Origin of the sequence: Streptomyces sp. NBC_00122, assembly GCF_045160845.1 — a bacterium.
Classification (GTDB): Bacteria; Actinomycetota; Actinomycetes; order Streptomycetales; family Streptomycetaceae; genus Streptomyces.
The window spans coordinates 2,668,272-2,688,088 of sequence record NZ_CP108191.1 but is presented as its reverse complement, the minus strand read 5'-3'; the positions used below and the strand labels follow the sequence as shown (position 1 = coordinate 2,688,088).

Below are 19,817 nucleotides of genomic sequence, written 5' to 3'. Positions count from 1 at the left end.
GGGTGGCGGGAACGCGCCGCCCTCCGATCAAATCATGCAAGCATGCTTGATTGTTTTCGCGGAGGCTGCCAGTCTTCCCCTCACGCCGAGAGGGGAGCACACCGTGCCCGATCCGTCCGCCGTCGATGCCACTGCCGCAGCCGCTGCCGCCGTCTTCGCCGATCTGCGCGAGGAGGGTCTTGAACTGGACGCCCTGGTTGCGGAGTTGCCGGTGTCCGACTGGGCCCGGCCCACCCCCGCGCCGGGCTGGAGCGTCGCCCACCAGATCGCCCACCTGCACTGGACGGACCGGGCCGCACTGATCTCCCTCACCGACGCCGACGGCTTCGGCCGCATGACCGAGGAGGCCCTGAAGGCCCCCGACTCGTTCGTCGACGAAGGCGCGGAGGAGGGCGCGGGGCTGCCACCCGCCGAGCTGCTCGCCCGCTGGCGCTCCACGCGCGGCGCCCTCGGCGAAGCCCTCGCCGGGGCCTCGCCCGACACCCGCTTCCCCTGGTACGGGCCGCCGATGAAGGCCGCCTCCATGGCCAGCGCCCGGCTCATGGAGACCTGGGCGCACGGCCAGGACGTCGCCGACGCGCTCGGTGTCCGCCGCACCCCGACCGCCCGGCTGCGGCACGTGGCCCGGATCGGTGTACGGGCCCGCGACTACGCCTACGCCGTACACGGACTGGACGCGCCCGCCGAGGAGTTCCGGGTGGAGCTGACGGCCCCCGACGGCACGGACGTGTGGGCGTACGGCCCGCCGGACGCCCCGCAGCGGATCACGGGCCCGGCGCTCGACTTCTGCCTCCTGGTGACCCAGCGGGCCCACCGCGCCGACCTGGCCCTGTCGGCGACCGGCGGCGACGCGGACCGCTGGCTCGGCATCGCCCAGGCCTTCGCGGGCCCGGCGGGCCCCGGCCGCGAGCCGGGAGCCTCGCGGTGACCCGCCGTCCGCTGCGCGTCGGCAACGCGTCCGGCTTCTACGGGGACCGCTTCGACGCCCTGCGCGAGATGCTGACCGGCGGCGAGCTGGACGTGGTGACCGGGGACTACCTGGCCGAGCTGACCATGCTGATCCTCGGCCGCGACCGCCTGAAGAACCCGGACCTCGGCTACGCCAAGACCTTCCTGCGGCAGCTGGAGGAGGGGCTCGGGCTCGCGCACGAACGCGGCGTACGGATCGTCGCGAACTCCGGCGGCCTGAACCCGGCCGGACTGGCCGACGCCGTACGGGCGCTGGCGGCCGAGGCGGGGGTGCCCGTCCGCGTCGCGCACGTCGAGGGCGACGACCTGATGCCGTACGAGGAAGGGGCGCTCACCGCCAACGCCTACCTCGGCGGCGCCGGGATCACCGCCTGCCTGCGGGCGGGCGCGGACGTGATCGTGACCGGCCGGGTCACGGACGCGGCGCTGGTCAGCGGCCCTGCGGCCTGGTGGTTCGACTGGGCGCCGGACGACTACGACCGGCTGGCCGGCGCGGTGGTCGCGGGCCACGTCCTGGAGTGCGGGACCCAGGCCACCGGCGGGAACTACTCCTTCTTCACCGCGCACGACGTCCGCCGCCCGGGCTTCCCCCTCGCGGAGATCTCCGAGGACGGCTCCTCGGTGATCACCAAGCACCCGGGCACGGGCGGGGCCGTCACCACCGGCACGGTCACGGCCCAACTCCTCTACGAGACCCAAGGCGTCCGCTATCTCGGCCCGGACGTGACGGCCCGCCTGGACACGGTCCGGCTGACCGAGGAGGACACCGACCGCGTCCGCGTCACGGGTGTGCGCGGCGAGGCTCCCCCGACCTCCCTCAAGGTGGGCGTCACCCGCATCGGCGGCTGGCGCAACGAGGTGGTCTTCGTCCTGACCGGCCTGGACGTCGAGGCGAAGGCGCAGCTCGTCCGCGCCCAGCTCTCCGACGCCCTGGAGGGCGTGGCCGACGCCGCGTGGACCCTGTCCCGCACGGACCACGAGGACGCCCCGACGGAGGAGACGGCCAGCGCCCTCCTGCGCCTGGTGGTCCGCGACCCGTCCCCGGACCGCGTGGGCCGCGGCCTGACCTCGGCGGCGATCGAACTCGCCCTGGCCAGCTACCCGGGGTTCCACGTCACCGCCCCGCCCGGCCCGGCCCAGCCGTACGGGGTCTTCACCTCGGCCCTGGTCCCGGCGTCGGACGTCCCCCACGCGGCTGTCCTCCCGGACGGCACCCGCGTACCCGTCCCGGCGGCGCCTCGAACAGCCCCGCCGGCGTATGAGGCGCGGGGGGCCGGGGGCGGAGCAACGGTTCCGGGAGGGGCCGGCGCGGGGGAGAGCCCCGAGGGGCCCACCACCCGCGCCCCCCTCGGCGCGGTGGCCGGGGCCCGCAGCGGCGACAAGGGCGGTGACGCCAACGTCGGGGTGTGGGTCGAGTCCGACGCCGCCTGGGCCTGGCTCGAACGCACCCTCACCGTCGAGCTGTTGCGGGAGCTGCTCCCCGAAGCCCGGGACCTGCCCGTCACCCGCCACGCGCTGCCCCGGCTGCGCGCCCTGAACTTCACCGTCACCGGCCTCCTCGGCGACGGGGTCGCCTCCGGCCACCGCTTCGACCCCCAGGCCAAGGCCCTCGGCGAATGGCTCCGCGCCCGCCACCTCGACATCCCGTCCCACCTGCTGCCCACACCCGCCCCGGAGGGGACCGGCTCATGACCCGCCTCGGCACCACCGTCGACCCCCACGCCCCCGAGCACGCGCAGGCCCGTACCGCCGCGCTGGAGCGCCTGGCCGCGCTCGACGCCGAACACGCCAAGGCCCTCGCGGGCGGCGGTGAGAAGTACACCGCCCGCCACAAGACCCGCGGCAAGCTCCTGGCCCGCGAACGCGTCGAACTGCTCCTCGACCCGGACACCCCGTTCCTGGAGCTGTCCCCGCTCGCCGCCTGGGGCAGCGACTACCCCGTCGGCGCCTCCATGGTCACCGGCATCGGCACGGTCGAGGGCGTCGAATGCCTGGTCACCGCCAACGACCCCACCGTCCGCGGCGGCGCCAGCAACCCCTGGACCCTGAAGAAGGCCCTGCGGGCCAACGAGATCGCCCGGCAGAACCGCCTGCCCTGCATCAGCCTCGTGGAGTCCGGCGGCGCCGACCTGCCCTCCCAGAAGGAGATCTTCATCCCGGGCGGCGCGATCTTCCGCGACCTCACCCGGCTCTCGGCCGAGGGGATCCCGACCGTCGCCGTCGTCTTCGGCAACTCCACCGCCGGAGGCGCGTACATCCCCGGCATGTCCGACCACACCATCATGATCAAGGACCGTTCCAAGGTGTTCCTCGGCGGCCCGCCACTGGTCAAGATGGCCACCGGCGAGGAGAGCGACGACGAGTCCCTGGGCGGCGCCGACATGCACGCCCGCACCTCCGGCCTCGCCGACTACTACGCCCTCGACGAGCACGACGCGATCCGCCAGGCCCGCCGCGTCGTCGCCCGCCTGAACCACCGCAAGCCGCACGCGGACCCGCCGAAGGCCGACGAGCCCCTCTACGACCCCGAGGAGCTCCTCGGGATCGTCCCGCCCGACCTCAAGACGCCCTTCGACCCCCGTGAGGTCATCGCCCGCATCGTCGACGCCTCCGACTTCGACGAGTTCAAGCCCCTCTACGGCACCAGCCTCGTCACCGGCTGGGCCACCCTCCACGGCTACCCGGTCGGCATCCTCGCCAACGCCCAGGGCGTGCTGTTCAGCGCCGAGTCGCAGAAGGCCGCCCAGTTCATCCAGCTCGCCAACCAGCGCGACATCCCCCTGCTCTTCCTCCACAACACCACCGGCTACATGGTCGGCAAGGAGTACGAGCAGGGCGGCATCATCAAGCACGGCTCGATGATGATCAACGCGGTGTCCAACTCGCGCGTCCCCCACCTCTCCGTCCTGATCGGCGCGAGCTACGGCGCCGGCCACTACGGCATGTGCGGGCGCGCCTACGAGCCCCGCTTCCTCTTCGCCTGGCCCAGCGCCAAGTCCGCCGTCATGGGCCCGCAGCAGCTCGCGGGGGTGCTGTCCATCGTGTCGAGGCAGTCCGCCGCCGCGAAGGGGCAGCCGTACGACGAGGAGGCGGACGCCGGGATGCGCGCCTTCGTCGAGGCGCAGATCGAGTCCGAGTCCCTGCCGATGTTCCTGTCCGGACGGCTGTACGACGACGGGGTCATCGACCCGCGTGACACCCGCACCGTCCTCGGCCTGTGCTTGTCGGCCGTCCACAACGCCCCCGTCGAGGGCGCCCGCGGCGGCTTCGGCGTCTTCCGGATGTGAGCCCTCACATGACCCTGCCCAGCACCCCCCTTTCGGCCGTACTGGTGGCCAACCGCGGCGAGATCGCCGTCCGCGTCTTCCGCACCGCCCAGGCCCTGGGCCTGGCCACCGTGGCCGTCCACTCCGACCCGGACGCCGACGCCCTCCACGTCCGCACCGCCGACGCGGCCGTACGCCTCCCCGGCGCGGCCCCCGCCGACACCTACCTGCGCGGCGACCTGATCATCAAGGCGGCCCTCGCCGCCGGGGCCGACGCCGTCCACCCCGGCTACGGCTTCCTCTCCGAGAACGCCCGCTTCGCCCGCGAGGTCCAGGCCGCCGGGCTGACCTGGATCGGCCCGCCGCCCGAGGCCATCGAGGCCATGGCCTCCAAGACCCGTGCGAAGGAGCTGATGCGCGCCGCCGGGGTCCCGCTCCTCGACCCCGTCGACCCGGCCACCGCCACCACCGCCGACCTGCCCCTCCTCCTGAAGGCCGCGGCCGGGGGCGGCGGCCGCGGGATGCGCGTCGTCCGCGATCTCGACGCCCTCAAGGAGGAACTGGAAGCCGCCTCCGCCGAGGCCCGCTCCGCCTTCGGCGACGGCGAGGTCTTCGCCGAGCCCTACGTGGAGCGCGGCCGCCACGTCGAGGTGCAGATCCTCGCCGACGCCCACGGCACCGTCTGGGCGCTGGGCACCCGCGACTGCTCCCTCCAGCGGCGCCACCAGAAGGTCATCGAAGAGGCCCCGGCGCCGGGCCTGCCGGACCGCCTGCGCGAGAGCCTGCACGAGGCCGCCGTCGCCGCCGCCCGCGCCGTCTCCTACCGGGGCGCGGGCACCGTCGAGTTCCTCGTCACCGCCGACGGGCGCCCGTACTTCCTGGAGATGAACACCCGGCTCCAGGTCGAACACCCCGTCACCGAAGCCGTCTTCGGTCTCGACCTCGTCGCCCTCCAGCTGCGCGTCGCCGAGGGCGCGGCCCTGCCCCTGACCCCGCCACCGCCCACCGGCCACGCCGTGGAGGCCCGCCTCTACGCCGAGGACCCGGCCCAGGACTGGCGCCCCCAGACCGGAGTGCTGCATACCCTCGCCGTCCCCGGTGAGGTCCGCGTGGACACCGGCTTCACCGACGGGGACACCGTCGGCATCCACTACGACCCCATGCTCGCCAAGGTCGTCGCCCACGCCCCCACCCGTGCCGAGGCCGTACGCGCCCTCGCCCACGCACTCGCCGGAGCCCGCATCCACGGGCTCACCACCAACCGCGAGCTCCTCGTACGCTCGCTGCGCCACCCGGAGTTCACCGCCGGACAGCTCGACACCGGTTTCTACGAACGCCACCTCACAGCCCTCACCGAGGAGGCCCCGGACGCCACCCTGTCCGCCCTGGCCGCGGCGCTCGCCCAGGCCGCCCCGGCCCCCGACGCTCCACTCGCCGCCCGCCTCGGCGGCTGGCGCAACGTCCGCTCCCAGCCCCAGACGCGCCGCTACACGGCGGCCGGCACCGCGGCCACCGAGTACACAGTCCGCTACCACCCCGTGGACCACCCGGGAGTTCGGGTCCTGGCCGCGAGTCCCACCCTCGTCACCCTCGAAGTCGAGGGAATCCGCCGCGTGTTCCACGTGAAACAAAATTCGAACAAGGGTGAGGTCTACGTCGACTCGACGCTCTGCGGATCCCACACCCTCACCGTCGTCCCCCGGTTCACCGACCCCCAGGACCGCACCGAACCGGGCTCCCTGCTCGCCCCCATGCCCGGCACCGTGGTCCGCCTCGCCGAGGGCCTCGCTCCCGGCAGCCCCGTCACCGCCGGGCAGCCCCTGCTCTGGCTGGAGGCCATGAAAATGGAGCACCGCATCCTCGCTCCCGCCTCCGGCACGCTCACCGCGCTCCACGCCGCCACCGGCCAACAGGTCGAGTTCGGCGCCCTGCTCGCCGTAGTCCAGGAAGCACAGGAGGCACCGCAATCATGAGCCCCGTCATCGAAACCGAAGAGCACAAGGCCCTGCGTACGGCGGTCGCCGCCCTCGGCCAGAAGTACGGCCGCGCCTACCTCGCCGGCCTCGCCCGCGAGGGCGGCCACCCCGACGAGCTGTGGGCCGACGCCGCCAAGCTCGGCTATCTCGGCGTCAGCCTGCCCGAGGAGTACGGCGGCGGTGGCGGCGGCATCACCGAACTGTCCATCGTCCTCGAAGAGCTCGGGGCCGCGGGCTGCCCCCTCCTCATGATGGTCGTCTCACCCGCCATCTGCGGCACGGTCATCTCCCGCTTCGGCACCGAGGACCAGAAGCGGTCCTGGCTCCCGGGCCTCGCCGACGGCAGCCGCGCCATGGCCTTCGGCATCACCGAACCCGACGCCGGCTCCAACTCCCACCGCATCACCACGACCGCCCGCCGCGACGGCGACGACTGGATCCTCACCGGCCGCAAGGTCTTCATCTCCGGCGTCGACATCGCCGACGCCACCCTCATCGTCGGCCGCACCGAAGACGCCCGCACCGGCCGTCTCAAGCCGTGCCTGTTCATCGTCCCCAGGGATGCCCCCGGCTTCACGCACTCGCCGATCGACATGGAACTCCAGGCGGCGGAGAAGCAGTTCGAACTGGCCCTGGACGAGGTACGGCTGCCCGCCGACGCCCTGGTCGGCGAAGAGGACGCGGGCCTCCTCCAGCTCTTCGCCGGACTCAACCCCGAACGCATCATGACCGCCGCCTTCGCCATCGGCATGGGCCGCTACGCCCTCGCCAAGGCCGTCGACTACGCCAAGACCCGCCAGGTCTGGAAGGACCCCATCGGCGCCCACCAGGCCGTGGCACACCCGCTGGCCGCAGCCCACATCGAGCTGGAACTGGCCCGCCTGATGATGCAGAAGGCCGCCCATCTCTACGACGAGGGCGACGACATGGGCGCGGGCGAGGCCGCGAACATGGCCAAGTACGCCGCCGCCGAGGCCTGCGTGCGCGCGGTGGACCAGTCCGTCCACACCCTCGGGGGCAACGGCCTCACCCGCGAATACGGCCTGGCCTCCCTGATCACCGCCGCCCGCGTGACCCGTATCGCCCCGGTCAGCCGCGAGATGATCCTCAACTTCGTCTCCCACCAGACCCTGGGCCTCCCCAAGTCCTACTAAGGCGAGCAGGGTCCGGGCCCGACGGCTTGGACGGGGACGGGGTGGGGTGTCGGCCGGGACGTAGAACGTGATTTGTGGCGCGTGCCAGGCCCGTCAGGCCCGAAGCAAGGCCTGGGGCGCCATACATCATGCAGTCCCGGCCGACACCCCACCCCGGCCCCGGCCACGGCCCCGCGCAGCCGGGCCAAACCCCGGGCGGGGACCGGCGCAGCCGAGCCCCACCCCGCCAAGCCCCCGGCAGGGACCAACCTTGCCAAGGCCGCATACCCTCCCCCGGGAGACCCCGCCCCGTTCCGCACACCCCGCTCCGGAGGAGACATGCCCCCACTCGTGCACGCCGCGCAAGCGACCGGCGTAGCCACGCTCACCCTGGACTCCCCGGCCAACCGCAACGCGCTGTCCGAAGCCCTCGTCGCAGACCTCCGCGCCGCCCTCGCCACCGCCGCCGCGGACCCGGCGGTCCGCGCCCTCGTCCTCACCCACACCGGCACCACCTTCTGCGCGGGCGCCGACCTCAAGTCCCCGTCCGCCCCGGCCGACTTCGTGGCCCTGCTCCGGGAGATCGCCGAACTGCCCAAGCCGGTCGTCGCCCGCGTCACCGGCCACGTCCGGGCCGGCGGCCTCGGGCTGCTCGGCGTCTGCGACATCGCCGCCGCCGGACCGCAGTCCTCGTACGCCTTCACCGAGACCCACCTCGGCCTCGCGCCCGCCGTGATCTCCATGCCGCTGCTCCCGCGCCTCGACCCGCGCGCCGCCGCCCGCTACTTCCTCACCGCCGAGCGCTTCGACGCCGCCGAAGCCACCCGGATCGGCCTGCTGACCCTGCACGCCGACGACGTCGACGAGGCCTTGGAGCCCGTCCTCGCCGGCCTGCGCAAGGCCTCCCCGCAGGGCCTGGCCGCCACCAAGGCGCTGACCGCCGCCTCCGTGCGCGAGGCCCTGGAGCGCGACGGCGCCCGCCTGACGGAGCTGTCCGCGGAACTCTTCGCCTCCGCCGAGGCCCGCGAGGGAATCACCGCCCGCTTCGAGCGCCGGGACCCGTCGTGGTCGCTGTGACCAGCCCGAAGCAGGGCTCCACGCACGGGCCGAAGCAGGCCCGCAGCCGCGTCACCCGCCGGCACCTCCTGGAGGCCGCCGTCTCCTGCCTGGCCGAACACGGCTGGGCCGGCTCCACCGTCTCCGTCGTCGCCGAACGCGCCGGCGTCTCGCGCGGCGCGGCCCAGCACCACTTCCCGACCCGCGAGGACCTCTTCACCGCGGCCGTCGAGTACGTCGCCGAGGAGCGGTCCACGGCCCTGCGCGAGCTCTTCCACGCCGGTCCCGCCGCCCGCGCCTCCGTGGTGGAGGCGCTCGTGGACCTGTACACGGGCACTCTCTTCCGGGCCGCGCTCCAGCTGTGGGTGGCCGCCTCCAACGAGGAGCAGCTGCGCCCCCGGGTCACCGAACTGGAGGCCCGCGTCGGCCGCGAGACCCACCGGATCGCCGTCGAACTGCTGGGCGCCGACGAGTCCGTTCCGGGCGTACGCGAGACCGTGCAGGGCCTCCTCGACATGGCCCGCGGCCTCGGCCTGGCCAATGTCCTCACCGACGACACGGCCCGGCGCGCACGCGTGGTCGCCCAGTGGGCCCGCATCCTGGACGCGGCCCTGGGCTGAACGCGAGTACGAGAACGCGAAGGGCGTCGCACCCCGGACGAACCGGGATGCGACGCCCTGGCGTGCGAGAGGCGATCAGGCCGTCTCGGCGATGTCCGCGTAGCCCACGATGTCGCGGGGGTCGCGCCGCCCCGGCCCGATGTAGCGGGCCGACGGACGCACCAGGCGGCCCGTGCGCTTCTGCTCCAGGATGTGCGCCGACCAGCCGGCGGTACGGGCGCAGCTGAACATCGAGGTGAACATGTGCGCCGGCACCTCCGCGAAGTCCAGCATGATCGCCGCCCAGAACTCCACATTGGTGGCCAGCACCCGGTCGGGACGGCGCGCGTGCAGCTCCTCCAGCGCGGCCTTCTCCAGCGCGGCGGCCACCTCGTAGCGCGGCGCGTCCAGCTCCTTCGCGGTACGCCGCAGCACGCGCGCACGCGGGTCCTCGGCCCGGTAGACGCGGTGCCCGAAGCCCATCAGCCGCTCGCCCTTGTCCAGGGCCTTCTTCACGTACGCCACGGCGTCGCCGGTGCGCTCGATCTCCTCGATCATGCCGAGGACGCGGGACGGCGCCCCGCCGTGCAGCGGCCCGGACATCGCGCCGACGGCGCCGGACAGCGCGGCCGCCACGTCCGCACCGGTCGAAGCGATCACCCGCGCGGTGAACGTGGAGGCGTTCATGCCGTGCTCGGCGGCCGAGGTCCAGTACGCGTCGACGGCCTTGACGTGCTTGGGGTCCGGCTCGCCCCGCCAGCGGATCATGAACCGCTCGACGACGGACTCGGCCTTGTCGATCTCCCGCTGCGGCACCATCGGCAGGCCCTGACCGCGGGCGGACTGGGCGACGTACGAGAGCGCCATGACGGCCGCCCGCGCGAGATCGTCGCGCGCGGTGCGCTCGTCGATGTCCAGGAGCGGTTTCAGACCCCACACGGGGGCGAGCATGGCGAGCGCGGACTGTACGTCGACGCGGATGTCGCCGGAGTGGACCGGGATGGGGAAGGGCTCGGCGGCGGGCAGGCCGGGGTTGAAAGCACCGTCGACCAGCAGACCCCAGACGTTCCCGAAGGAGACGTGACCGACGAGGTCCTCGATGTCTACTCCGCGGTAGCGGAGCGCACCGCCTTCCTTGTCCGGTTCGGCGATCTCCGTCTCGAACGCGACGACCCCTTCGAGCCCGGGTACGAAGTCGGACATCAGGCGGCTCCTCAGATAGTGCGAACACGCGCGGCTCCCGGCGTGATTCGCGGTCCGGCGCGGTCATCCCCGTTGATGCCCGGCACGGCCGATGGTCATCCGTGCGGGGACCTTCGGACCGGCCCCAAGATTTTGTCCGTTCCGGATGAACTGCGGAAGCGTGACATACGGCACACCGTCGATGGTCCGGCTGCGGCAGGATGGCCCGGGTGACCGACCAGGACCTTGACCCCGCCACCATGCGCAAGCAGTACCGCTCGCAGATCGTCGAGGAGGAGAGCCTCGCCGAGGATCCGCTGCGGCAGTTCGCCCGGTGGTTCCAGCAAGCCGCCGACGCGCACGTCTTCGAAGCGAACGCGATGATCGTCTCGACGGCGACCGCCGACGGCCGCCCCAGCTCCCGTACGGTGCTGCTCAAGCAGTTCGACGAGCGGGGCTTCGTCTTCTTCACCAACTACGGATCCCGCAAGGGCCGCGAGCTCGCAGAGAACCCGCACGTCGCCCTGCTGTTCCCCTGGCACCCCATCGCCCGCCAGGTCGTCGTCACCGGCACGGCCGCCCGTATCGGCCGCGACGAGACGGCGGCGTACTTCCGCTCCCGCCCGCACGGCTCGCAGCTGGGGGCCTGGGCCAGCGAGCAGTCCACGGTGATCGGCTCCCGCGCGGAGCTGGACCGCCGCTACGCCGAGCTCGCCGCCCGCTACCCGGAGGGCGAGCAGGTCCCGGTCCCGCCGCAGTGGGGCGGCATCCGGGTCACCCCCCACGAGGTGGAGTTCTGGCAGGGCCACGAGAACCGCCTCCATGACCGCCTGCGGTACGTCCGGGAGGGCGCGGAGTTTGAGGAGTGGCGCGTCGAGCGTCTCTGCCCGTAGCCCCGTAGCCCGCAAAAGCAGACGACCCGCGGGCTCGGGTCTCTCCCCTGCAGTGGGAGAAGCCGGCCGGACGTACCGGCGAGCCCGCGGGTCGGGTGACTGCTGTGGATTGGCGCCAGGCGTTCCGCCGGGCACCGCACTGGGTGCGTGCGACGACGGGCGCTTAGCCCGCAGCCACCTCACGCGTCCGGTTTCCGTACATTGCGGGAACCACCTCCCTTCTCGTGTAGGTCAGAGCCTAGGCAGGTGTCCCCGGGGCCACAACCGTTTATTTCGTGTACCCAATCCGTGGAAAGCGGTGTGGGCTGCGTCACGTTCCAGTTCAATGATCTGACGTGCCGCACACGCGAACACCTGCGGGGGGTGCCGGGTGAGTGCTTTCGGACGTAACGAGACCGACGACGATCTGCTCGCAGCGCTGCTGGACGGGATGGACGCCGCCTTGTGCGCGTTCGACGCCGACGGCGTGATCACCCACTGGAACCGCGAGGCCGAGCGGATCCTGGGCTGGTCCGCCGCCGAGGCCGTGGGGCGCAAGGGCTTCGAGGGATGGGCGGTGCGCGCCGCCGACGCGCAGGACGTGCAGGACAGACTCATGGCCGCCCAGGACGTGCCCGGCCGGCAGGTGCACGAGTTCGCGCTGCTGACCAAGGACGGCGGGCGCGTCCTCGTACGCACCCAGTCGGCCGGGGTGCCGGGCGCGGACGGGAAACCCGCCGGGGTGTACTGCGCCTTCAGCGAGGTGCACGCGCAGATCGACCTGGAACGGTCCATCGCGCTGAGCGAGGCCCTGCTGGAGGACGCCGCGTGGGGCGTCGTCCTCGTGGACGTCGACCTGCGGCCCGCCGTGGTCAACGCGCACGCCGCGCGCGTCCTCGGGACCGGGCGCACCGCCCTGCTCGGCCGCCCGCTCGGGGAACTGCTCGTCCAGGGCGTGGAGGAGCTGGAGGGCGCCCTCCAGCACGTGCTCGCGGAGGGGGCGCCGCCCGCGCCGGTGGAGCTGTGGGTGTCGGTGCGCACCGCGGAGGGTGTACGGCGGCGCTGCCTGCGGTGCGGATTCCTGCGGCTGGCCTCGCCGCTGGCGGAGGAGCCGGTGCCGCTCGGGGTCGGCTGGCTGTTCCAGGACGTCACCGAGGCCCGGCAGGCCCAGCTGGACACCGCGCAGCTGCGCTTCCGGTCCCACCAGCTGCACCGCGCGGGGCGGGCCGCCGCCGAGTGCGAGGACCCGGCCGAGGCCGCGGCCGTGCGCCTGGACTTCGCCCTCGCCGGCTTCGCCGAGCACGGGCTGCTCGACGTACTGGACCTGTCGGCCGGCCCCGAGCGGCGCAGGCTCGTGCGGTCCGCGGTCGCGCCGCCCGCGCTGCCGGGGCCCGGGTCGATCCCCGTGCGGTACGAGGCCGGGCATCCGGCGCTGCAGGCGCTCGACCGGATCGGCTCGGTGCGCAGTAGCGCCCCGCGCGGGGAGGCGGACCCGCGGTGGGCGCGGACCCGCCAGTGGCCGGAGGGCGCGGCGCACGCGCTGTGCACGGTGCTGCGCAGCCGGGGGCGGACGCTGGGCGCGCTGACCTTCCTGCGCGGGCCGTCGCGGGCCGCCTTCGAGCGCGCGGACGCGGCGTACGCGGAGGAGATCGCGGCCCGGATCGCGGCCGACCTGGACCTCGCGGCCCAGAACATCCCTTAGCCGCCGGGGCCTGACTCCCGGATCCTTGCCAGGGGCGGCCCCCGGGCTTGGAATCCATGATCGAATTCCGGCACACTGGGCGCCATGACACGGGGGCGTACGGGCTTGATCATCGGCGGCGCGTTCGGCCTCGCCTTCATCGGGGTGAACGCCGGCGCCGTGCCGCCGCTCGCCGTCCCGCTGCGACTGCTCGCCGTGGCCGCCTTCGTCGGCCTGTTCCTCACGCCACGGCCCCCGGCGGACCGCACCGGTGCCGACAGCGCCGCCGGCAGGGCCTTCGGGCGGCGCTACTGGCTGGTGGTGGCCGCCGAGGCGATCGCCGCGCTGGCCGGGATCGTCGTTCTGAAATGGGTACTCCACGCCCCGCAGCTGACGGTGGGGTGGATCGCGCTCGTCGTCGGACTGCACTTCTTCGGCCTCGCGGCCGCGTGGCAGCAGGCCTCGCTGCGCCTGCTCGGGGCCGCGATGGCGGCCTGCGGCGCCGCCGGACTGCTCCTCGGCGCGGCCGGCGCGGGAACCTCGGCCGTGGCGGCCGTCGCCGGGATCGCCCCGGGCGTGCTGCTGCTCGCCTCCGTGTGGTGGTCCGCCCTCGCCGCGCGGCCCCGCGCCACCGCCGGCAGCTGATGGCCCTAGTGGCGGAAGAAGATCCGGTCGCCGTACTCCTGCATGACGCGGCCGTTCCACTCGTGGCCGCCGTCGACGTTGCCCGAACGCAGCAGCGGCGGCTCCACGCCGCGGGCGGCGAGCTCGCCGGCGGCCGCCGCCATGACCGCCTGCATGATCGCGCTGGTCACGACGGTGGAGGCGGGGGCGAAGGGCGCCTCGATGCCGTCGAGGGTCAGCTCGGCGTCGCCGACCGCGATCTTGCTGTCGAGGACGACGTCACAGTGGTCCTTGAGGAAGGTGCCCGAGACGTGCCGTGACTTGGTCCCGGTCGCGTACGCCACCGAGGTCACGCCGATCACATTGAGACCGATGGCGCGGGCGTTCATGGCCATCTCGACCGGCAGGGCGTTGCGCCCCGAGAGGGAGATGATCACGAGGACGTCGCCGTCGGAGGCGGGGCTGCTGTCCAGGACGGCGCCGGCGAGACCGTCGACCCGTTCCAGGGCGCTGCCCAGCGTCGCCGGCATGACGTCGATGCCGGCCGTGCCCGGTACGGCGAGGAAGTTCATCAGGGCCAGTCCGCCGGCCCGGTAGACGACGTCCTGGGCGGGGAGCGAGGAGTGGCCGGCGCCGAAGGCGAAGAGCCGGTTCCCGGCGGCGACGGCGTCGGCGACGAGGGAGCCGGCCTCGGCGATCCGCACGCCCTCCTCGTCGCGGACCCGCTCCAGCAGGCCGATGGCGGCGTCGAAGAACTGACCGGCCAGCTTGCTCTCGCTCATACGCCGATGGCCTTCCGGGGGTGGGATGAGTCCGTGTCCGCCGCTCACCGTGCGGTCTGGACCAAGGGCCTGTCAATACGAACGTCAATCCCGAACGAAAGGCGACGCGGAGATGTCCGGGACAGGGCTTGACGCTCGGCACGGGACGGTTGTCGGCCTGATGCGTCAGAATTGGGGACAGGGCCAGCGCACGCTATCCGAGGGGCACGAATGTCCGGACTGATCGACACCACGGAGATGTATCTCCGCACCATCCTTGAGCTGGAAGAGGAAGGTGTGGTCCCCATGCGCGCCCGTATCGCCGAGCGGCTCGACCAGAGCGGACCGACGGTGAGCCAGACGGTGGCGCGCATGGAGCGGGACGGCCTGGTGGCCGTCGCCAGCGACCGGCACCTGGAGCTGACGGAGGAGGGGCGGAGGCTGGCGACGCGCGTCATGCGCAAGCACCGGCTCGCCGAATGCCTCCTCGTCGACGTCATCGGCCTGGAGTGGGAGCAGGTGCACGCCGAGGCCTGCCGCTGGGAGCACGTGATGAGCGAGGCGGTGGAGCGGCGGGTGCTGGAGCTGCTGCGCCACCCGACCGAGTCGCCGTACGGGAACCCGATCCCGGGCCTGGAGGAGCTGGGGGAGAAGGCCGAGGCGGACCCGTTCCTGGCGGACGGCATGATCAGCCTGGCCGAGCTGGACGCGGGCACCGACGGCAAGACCGTGGTCGTGCGCCGGATCGGGGAGCCGATCCAGACGGACGCCCAGCTGATGTACACGCTGCGGCGGGCGGGCGTGCAGCCCGGCTCGGTGGTGAGCGTGACCGCGTCCCCGGGTGGTGTGCTGGTGGGCAGCGGCGGCGAAGCCGCCGAGCTGGAGGCGGATGTGGCCTCTCACGTGTTCGTGGCGAAGCGTTGACGTCGTAGGGGATCCCGCCCGTACGGGTCGGCCCTGGTGTGGGCGGTCCCGGCGCCTCGCGGCGCCGGGACCGGTCCTCCCCTTGTGACCTGGAGCCCCGAGCTCTCAAGGTCGTCCCCTTCGGACCGTCTTCCCCGAGCGGCCCGCCTCCCTGTTGAAAGGATCTCCCTCGGCAGTGGCGGTCAATCCTTGAGCAAGGTCACTCGAAAGAGCGGTGTTGTCGGCGAGAAGCCTGTTTTCGAATGCGGGTTCGATAGTCTGGCCGGGAGCGAAGGGGGTGCATCTGCGGTGGTACAGCGCATCGATGTGACAGGGTCCGACGGCGTACGCCTGGCCGCCTGGGAGTTCCGCGAACCGCAGTCGCATCCGGCGGCGGCGGCCGAACCGCCGTCGGGTGAGGCCGGCTCCCGCCCGGCGGTGCTGTTACTCCACGGGCTCATGGGCCGCGCCTTCCACTGGGCCGGTACCGCGCGCTGGCTCGGCGAGCACCGCCGCGTCATCGCCCTCGACCAGCGCGGCCACGGCCAGAGCGACCGCCCGTCGGGCGGCCCGTACACGCGGGAAGCCTTCGTGGCCGACGCCGAAGCCGTCATCGAGCAGCTCGGCCTCGCCCCCGTGACGCTGATCGGCCACTCCATGGGCGCCCTGACCGCCTGGCAGCTCGCCGCCCGCCGCCCGGACCTGGTCGAAGCCCTGGTCATCTGCGACATGCGCGCCTCGGCCCTCGGCGAAGCCTCGCAGCAGGAGTGGGAGGACTGGTTCCACCGCTGGCCCCTGCCCTTCCCCACCCAGGACGCGGCCCGCCGCTGGTTCGGCGAGGACGACCCCCGGGTGGAGCGCCCCGACCCCGGCCGAGGCGCCTTCTTCGCCGAGGTCATGCACGAGGCCGCGGACGGCTGGCGCCCGCTCTTCTCCCGCCGCCAGATGCTGACGGCCCGCGAGACCTGGGTCCACGACGCCCACTGGGAGGAACTGGCCCAAGTCAGCTGCCCCGCCCTCGTGGTCCGCGGCCTGGACGGTGAACTGGGCCGGGCCGAAGCCCAGGAAATGGTCCGCGTCCTCCCGGCCGGCCAGTACGCGGAAATCCCGGACGCGGGCCACTACCTCCACTACGACCAGCCGACGGCCTGGCGCGCCGCCCTGGAACCCTTCCTCGACGGCATCAAGGCAGCTCAGATCTGAGCCGTGCGGCGGCCGCTCAGGCCTCGATGCGCACCCAGCTGTCACCGGCGCGCAGCCACAGCGTGCCGTCACGTCCCTGGCCGCACCGCAGGACCACCCGGCCGGGGACGCCCACCCGCTCCTCGCCGGTGACCACGCACCCGCCGTCGGCCAACTCGACGCGGGTCACCGTAACGGTGGGCTCGTAGTGCTCGCGGCTGGTGAGGACCGCACGGTTGCCGCGCACGGCGAACCCGTCCGGGTCCCTCACCGGGCTGCGGTAGCTCGTGACTTCGCCGGTGGCGGGGGTGATCCGGCTCAGGAAGGTGCCCTCGTGGCCGTACCAGACCAGCCAGACCGACTCGCCTTCCGTGGCGGCCGTGCAGCCCTCCAGGGGCCAGACGGGAAGCCGTCCCCGCGGAGCCCACGTGGCCGCGCCGTCGATGCTCCAGCCCGCCAGACCGGCAGCGGTCTCCGGGTGCTCCCCGTAGATGCCCTCATCGCCGTAGGCGGTCCAGATGCCCCCACGGCGGTCGGTGACCAGGGCCGGGATGTCGTCACCGACGCAGAAGGCGCCCTCCGGCCGCCCCTCGGGGGAGTACACGAAGGCGTTGTTCCGCCAGGCGCCCTCCCCGTCGCGGTGCGTACGGCCTGACACGAGGAGAAACCGGGACTCCGGGAGGAGGGCCAGGTGACTGGGCCATATGTCTATGCCGAGGACCGGTGTACGCCGCTCTCCCCGACCCGAGACGACGACCAGCTCCGCGTCGAACGGACGCCGGACGCGCCAGCCGATCCAGCCCCTCGGGTACTTCTCGCGGCTCAGGTAGCGCTCCTGGACCAGCATCACGGCGAGCTCGCCGTCGGTCCCCGCGCTCCACCACAGCGCACGCCACCCCGCCCGGACATCGGCGGGGGACAGGCTCCAGACGACGGGCGGTTCGCCAACAGTCATGGGCGTTCACCTTCACGACTCCGGGGGCCTACGCCGCCCGAAGATCGCCACGCTACACGCGGCCAGGGGCGAGTGGGGCGTGATCCTCCACTCGAACCTGACCGCGGTCCCCTCCGTGACCCCCGTCGGGCCGGCGTCAGCCCTTGCTCACCGCGGCCAGGATCTCCGGCAGCCTCCGTGCCACCGTCGGCGCCGACAGGCGCAGGCCCGACCAGGTCGCCAGCGCGCCCCAGGCCGCGCCCAGCGGGAGCAGCAGCCAGGAGATGTCCTGGTGGTCCGCCACGTTGAGCCAGATCGTCAGGGCGATCACCGGGGCGCAGATCAGCGCCGACGCCAGCATGCCGCCGAAGACGCTCATCCAGGCCAGGCCGCCCTGCCCCGGGGCGGCGTTCTTGAAGGCGCCTTCCGACGGGATGGAGTACGGGAAGCGGCCCGAGGCGATCGCCCCCGTGCAGAGCATCCCGCCCAGCAGCGCCAGGGCCAGGCCCAAGGCCGCGGGGAAGCCGGACCAGTTGCCGACCAGGGCGGCCGTGACCACCGTGACGAAGACCGTGTACGGGACGGTGACCAGGGCCAGCGCGGCGGCGCGGGCGCGCAGCTCCACGTACGCGTCGCGCCGGGTGGAGATGGTCTGCGCGACCATCCAGAACGCCGAGGTGTCCTGCCCGAACTGGTTGTACATCTGGACGCCGAGCATTCCGGAGCCGAAGCAGACCAGGTAGATGGATCCCGTGCCCTGCAGCGCGTTGAAGACCGGGACGATCAGACCGATCGCCAGCGCCGTCACGAAGGCCGACTTCGTCTTCGGGTCGCGGACCGTGTAGCGCAGGGTCCGCTGCATGGCCGCGCCCGTCCGGCCCGCCGGCAGCAGCGACCAGAAGCCGCCCGTGCCGCGGTCCTTCTCCGGCTTGGCGGCCGTGATCGTCGAGCCGTCCGGTGTGACCATCAGCTTGGTCAGGCTGCGCTCCCAGAACCAGAGCAGCAGGACCAGCGCGCCGACGGTGAGCGCCAGCTGGGCCGCGGCGACCCCGTACGCGCCCTCGCTCGCCGAGTCCACCATGCCGACCGCGGTCACCGGCGGCAGCCACCGCACCACCGCCTCGGCGGGCTCCAGCTGGGCCAGTCCGCCCGACTGGAACAGGCGCTGGCTGGCGAAGTTGGCCAGCTGCGCGCCCACCGCGATCAGCAGACCGCTGAGCAGCGCCAGGTCGCGCCCCTTGCGGCTGGTCAGCAGCCGCACGTTGGCCGTGGCCACCGCGCGGGCGAGGGTCACGCAGCCCAGCAGCAGCAGCGGTACGGCCACCACCGCGGCCGCGATGCCCGCGCCGCCCCGCGCGACGGCCAGTACCGAGCCGACCGCCAGGCACAGCGTGAACAGCGGTCCGATGCCGATCAGCGAGGAGGCCAGGAGGGCCCGTACGAGGGGACGCGGGCGCAGCGGCAGCATCACCAGCCGGCTCGGGTCGAGCGTCTCGTCCCCGCCGGGGAAGAACAGCGGCATGACGGTCCACGAGAGCGCCATGATCGCGGCCAGCAGTACGACGACCGTGCCCGCGTGGGCGTTGCCGTGCAGCATGGCCAGGCCGAGCGTGACGAAGAAACCGACGACGATCGCGAGGACCAGGGAGCCGATCCAGGCGGCCTTGCGCTTGGAGGAGCCCTTGAGCCCGTTGCGCAGCAGCGACAGCTTCAGCCGGACGAAGACGGCGGTCACCGGGACGGACCCGGCGGCGGTGGCCGGGGCGGCGGGTGCGGAGGGCATGGCGAGAGCGCCGGTCGCGGTCATCGGGCGGCCGCCGTACCGGAGCCGCCGCCCAGCCAGTCCAGCGAGTCCCCGGCCGCGTCGCGCCCGTGTGCGCCGACCAGTTCGAGGAAGGCGGCCTGCAGGGAGGGCGCGGAGCCCCGTACGTCGGCCAGCGGGCCCGCGGCGCGGATCCGCCCGGCGGCCATGACGGCCACCCAGTCGCACAGCGACTCGACGAGCTCCATCACGTGGGAGGAGAAGACGACCGTGGCACCGGACGCGGTGTAACGTTCCAGCACTCCGCGGATGGTCTGCGCCGACACCGGGTCCACGCCCTCGAACGGCTCGTCCAGGAAGAGCACTTCGGGGTTGTGCAGCAGCGCGGCCGCCAGGCCGATCTTCTTGCGCATGCCCGTCGAGTAGTCCACGACCAGCTTGTGCTGCGAGCCCGCGAGGTCCAGGACGTCCAGCAGCTGCGTCGCCCGCTTGTCCGTCTCCTCGCCCGACAGCCCGCGCAAGCGGCCCATGTAGCCGAGCAGTTCCCGCCCCGACAGCCGCTCGAAGAGCCGCAGCCCCTCCGGCAGCACGCCGATCCGCGCCTTCACCTCGACCGGGTCCGCCCACACGTCGTGCCCGGCGACCAGCACCCGCCCCATGTCCGGGCGCAGCAGCCCGGTCACCATCGACAGCGTCGTCGTCTTGCCCGCGCCGTTCGGGCCGACCAGACCGATGAACTTGCCCGCGGGCAGCTCCAGGTCGATCCCGGCGACGGCCACCTGCTCGCCGAAGCGCTTCCACAGACCTTCCACCCGCACGGCGGACGGCGCGGATCGCGCGCCACCCGTCCCGTACGTCCCGCTCGTCGCATCACCCTGGTCCGGCATGCGCCTGCCTCTCGTCACACGTCCCCGTTG

The 19,817-nt window shown here is 73.2% G+C and carries 17 protein-coding genes; 12 read left to right on the top strand and 5 right to left on the bottom strand.

Features of this window, described 5'->3' with window-relative positions:
• Positions 1-103: 103 nt before the first annotated feature.
• From OG737_RS12560 to OG737_RS12530, 7 genes are all read left to right on the top strand, one after another.
• Positions 104-928, top strand: a complete 825-nt coding sequence (locus tag OG737_RS12560) for a TIGR03084 family metal-binding protein (protein WP_328926281.1) — start codon at positions 104-106, stop codon at positions 926-928.
• Between the two features lie 68 nt (positions 929-996).
• The gene (locus OG737_RS12555; protein WP_405922418.1) at positions 997-2,661 is read left to right on the top strand and encodes an acyclic terpene utilization AtuA family protein; all 1,665 of its coding nucleotides are present in this window, start codon (positions 997-999) and stop codon (positions 2,659-2,661) included.
• Positions 2,658-4,256, top strand: a complete 1,599-nt coding sequence (locus OG737_RS12550) for a carboxyl transferase domain-containing protein (RefSeq protein ID WP_328926279.1) — start codon at positions 2,658-2,660, stop codon at positions 4,254-4,256. Before OG737_RS12555 ends, OG737_RS12550 begins: the two co-directional genes overlap by 4 nt.
• An 8-nt stretch (positions 4,257-4,264) precedes the next feature.
• Positions 4,265-6,208 carry a biotin carboxylase N-terminal domain-containing protein gene (locus OG737_RS12545; RefSeq protein ID WP_328926278.1) on the top strand — a complete coding sequence of 648 codons (1,944 nt, stop codon included), beginning with the start codon at positions 4,265-4,267 and terminating at the stop codon, positions 6,206-6,208.
• Positions 6,205-7,365 (top strand): acyl-CoA dehydrogenase family protein, encoded by a 1,161-nt coding sequence (locus tag OG737_RS12540; protein WP_405921525.1) that lies wholly within the window; start codon positions 6,205-6,207, stop codon positions 7,363-7,365. The genes OG737_RS12545 and OG737_RS12540 overlap by 4 nt, the downstream gene beginning before the upstream one ends.
• 318 nt (positions 7,366-7,683) lie before the next feature.
• The gene (locus OG737_RS12535; protein WP_328926276.1) at positions 7,684-8,421 is read left to right on the top strand and encodes an enoyl-CoA hydratase family protein; all 738 of its coding nucleotides are present in this window, start codon (positions 7,684-7,686) and stop codon (positions 8,419-8,421) included.
• Positions 8,409-9,020 carry a TetR/AcrR family transcriptional regulator gene (locus OG737_RS12530; RefSeq protein WP_328926275.1) on the top strand — a complete coding sequence of 204 codons (612 nt, stop codon included), beginning with the start codon at positions 8,409-8,411 and terminating at the stop codon, positions 9,018-9,020. Before OG737_RS12535 ends, OG737_RS12530 begins: the two co-directional genes overlap by 13 nt.
• Before the next feature lie 75 nt (positions 9,021-9,095).
• Here OG737_RS12530 and OG737_RS12525 read toward each other — a convergent pair whose 3' ends face one another.
• Positions 9,096-10,202, bottom strand: coding sequence for a citrate synthase 2 (locus OG737_RS12525; RefSeq protein ID WP_328926274.1), 1,107 nt, complete (start codon positions 10,200-10,202; stop codon positions 9,096-9,098).
• A 200-nt stretch (positions 10,203-10,402) separates the two neighbouring features.
• Between OG737_RS12525 and pdxH the strand changes: the two genes are divergently transcribed.
• The 3 genes from pdxH (at position 10,403) to OG737_RS12510 (ending at position 13,379) form a co-directional block, all read left to right on the top strand.
• Positions 10,403-11,074 carry a pyridoxamine 5'-phosphate oxidase gene (gene pdxH / locus OG737_RS12520; protein ID WP_405921524.1) on the top strand — a complete coding sequence of 224 codons (672 nt, stop codon included), beginning with the start codon at positions 10,403-10,405 and terminating at the stop codon, positions 11,072-11,074.
• Between the two features lie 370 nt (positions 11,075-11,444).
• Positions 11,445-12,755: a PAS domain-containing protein gene (locus tag OG737_RS12515; RefSeq protein ID WP_328926272.1), complete on the top strand. Its 1,311-nt coding sequence runs from the start codon at positions 11,445-11,447 to the stop codon at positions 12,753-12,755.
• Positions 12,756-12,839: 84 nt separating this feature from the next.
• On the top strand, positions 12,840-13,379 hold the full coding sequence (locus OG737_RS12510; RefSeq protein ID WP_328926271.1) for a hypothetical protein: 540 nt from the start codon (positions 12,840-12,842) through the stop codon (positions 13,377-13,379).
• Between the two features lie 5 nt (positions 13,380-13,384).
• On the opposite strand, the gene OG737_RS12505 is transcribed toward OG737_RS12510, so the two are convergent.
• A complete protein-coding gene (locus tag OG737_RS12505; protein ID WP_328926270.1) occupies positions 13,385-14,140 on the bottom strand; it encodes an SIS domain-containing protein in 756 nt (251 codons plus the stop codon).
• Between the two features lie 210 nt (positions 14,141-14,350).
• On the opposite strand from OG737_RS12505, the gene OG737_RS12500 reads away from it, so the two are divergent.
• Positions 14,351-15,043, top strand: a complete 693-nt coding sequence (locus OG737_RS12500; protein ID WP_328926269.1) for a metal-dependent transcriptional regulator — start codon at positions 14,351-14,353, stop codon at positions 15,041-15,043.
• 288 nt (positions 15,044-15,331) lie between these two features.
• On the top strand, positions 15,332-16,225 hold the full coding sequence (locus OG737_RS12495; protein WP_328926268.1) for an alpha/beta hydrolase: 894 nt from the start codon (positions 15,332-15,334) through the stop codon (positions 16,223-16,225).
• A 16-nt stretch (positions 16,226-16,241) separates the two neighbouring features.
• Here the strand turns inward: OG737_RS12495 and OG737_RS12490 are convergent, their stop codons facing one another.
• The 3 genes from OG737_RS12490 to OG737_RS12480 form a co-directional block, all read right to left on the bottom strand.
• Positions 16,242-17,159, bottom strand: coding sequence for a hypothetical protein (locus OG737_RS12490; protein WP_405921523.1), 918 nt, complete (start codon positions 17,157-17,159; stop codon positions 16,242-16,244).
• 136 nt (positions 17,160-17,295) lie between these two features.
• Positions 17,296-18,945 carry a transporter gene (locus OG737_RS12485; RefSeq protein ID WP_405679682.1) on the bottom strand — a complete coding sequence of 550 codons (1,650 nt, stop codon included), beginning with the start codon at positions 18,943-18,945 and terminating at the stop codon, positions 17,296-17,298.
• Positions 18,942-19,787: an ABC transporter ATP-binding protein gene (locus OG737_RS12480; RefSeq protein WP_328926265.1), complete on the bottom strand. Its 846-nt coding sequence runs from the start codon at positions 19,785-19,787 to the stop codon at positions 18,942-18,944. The genes OG737_RS12485 and OG737_RS12480 overlap by 4 nt, the downstream gene beginning before the upstream one ends.
• Positions 19,788-19,817: the final 30 nt, after the last annotated feature.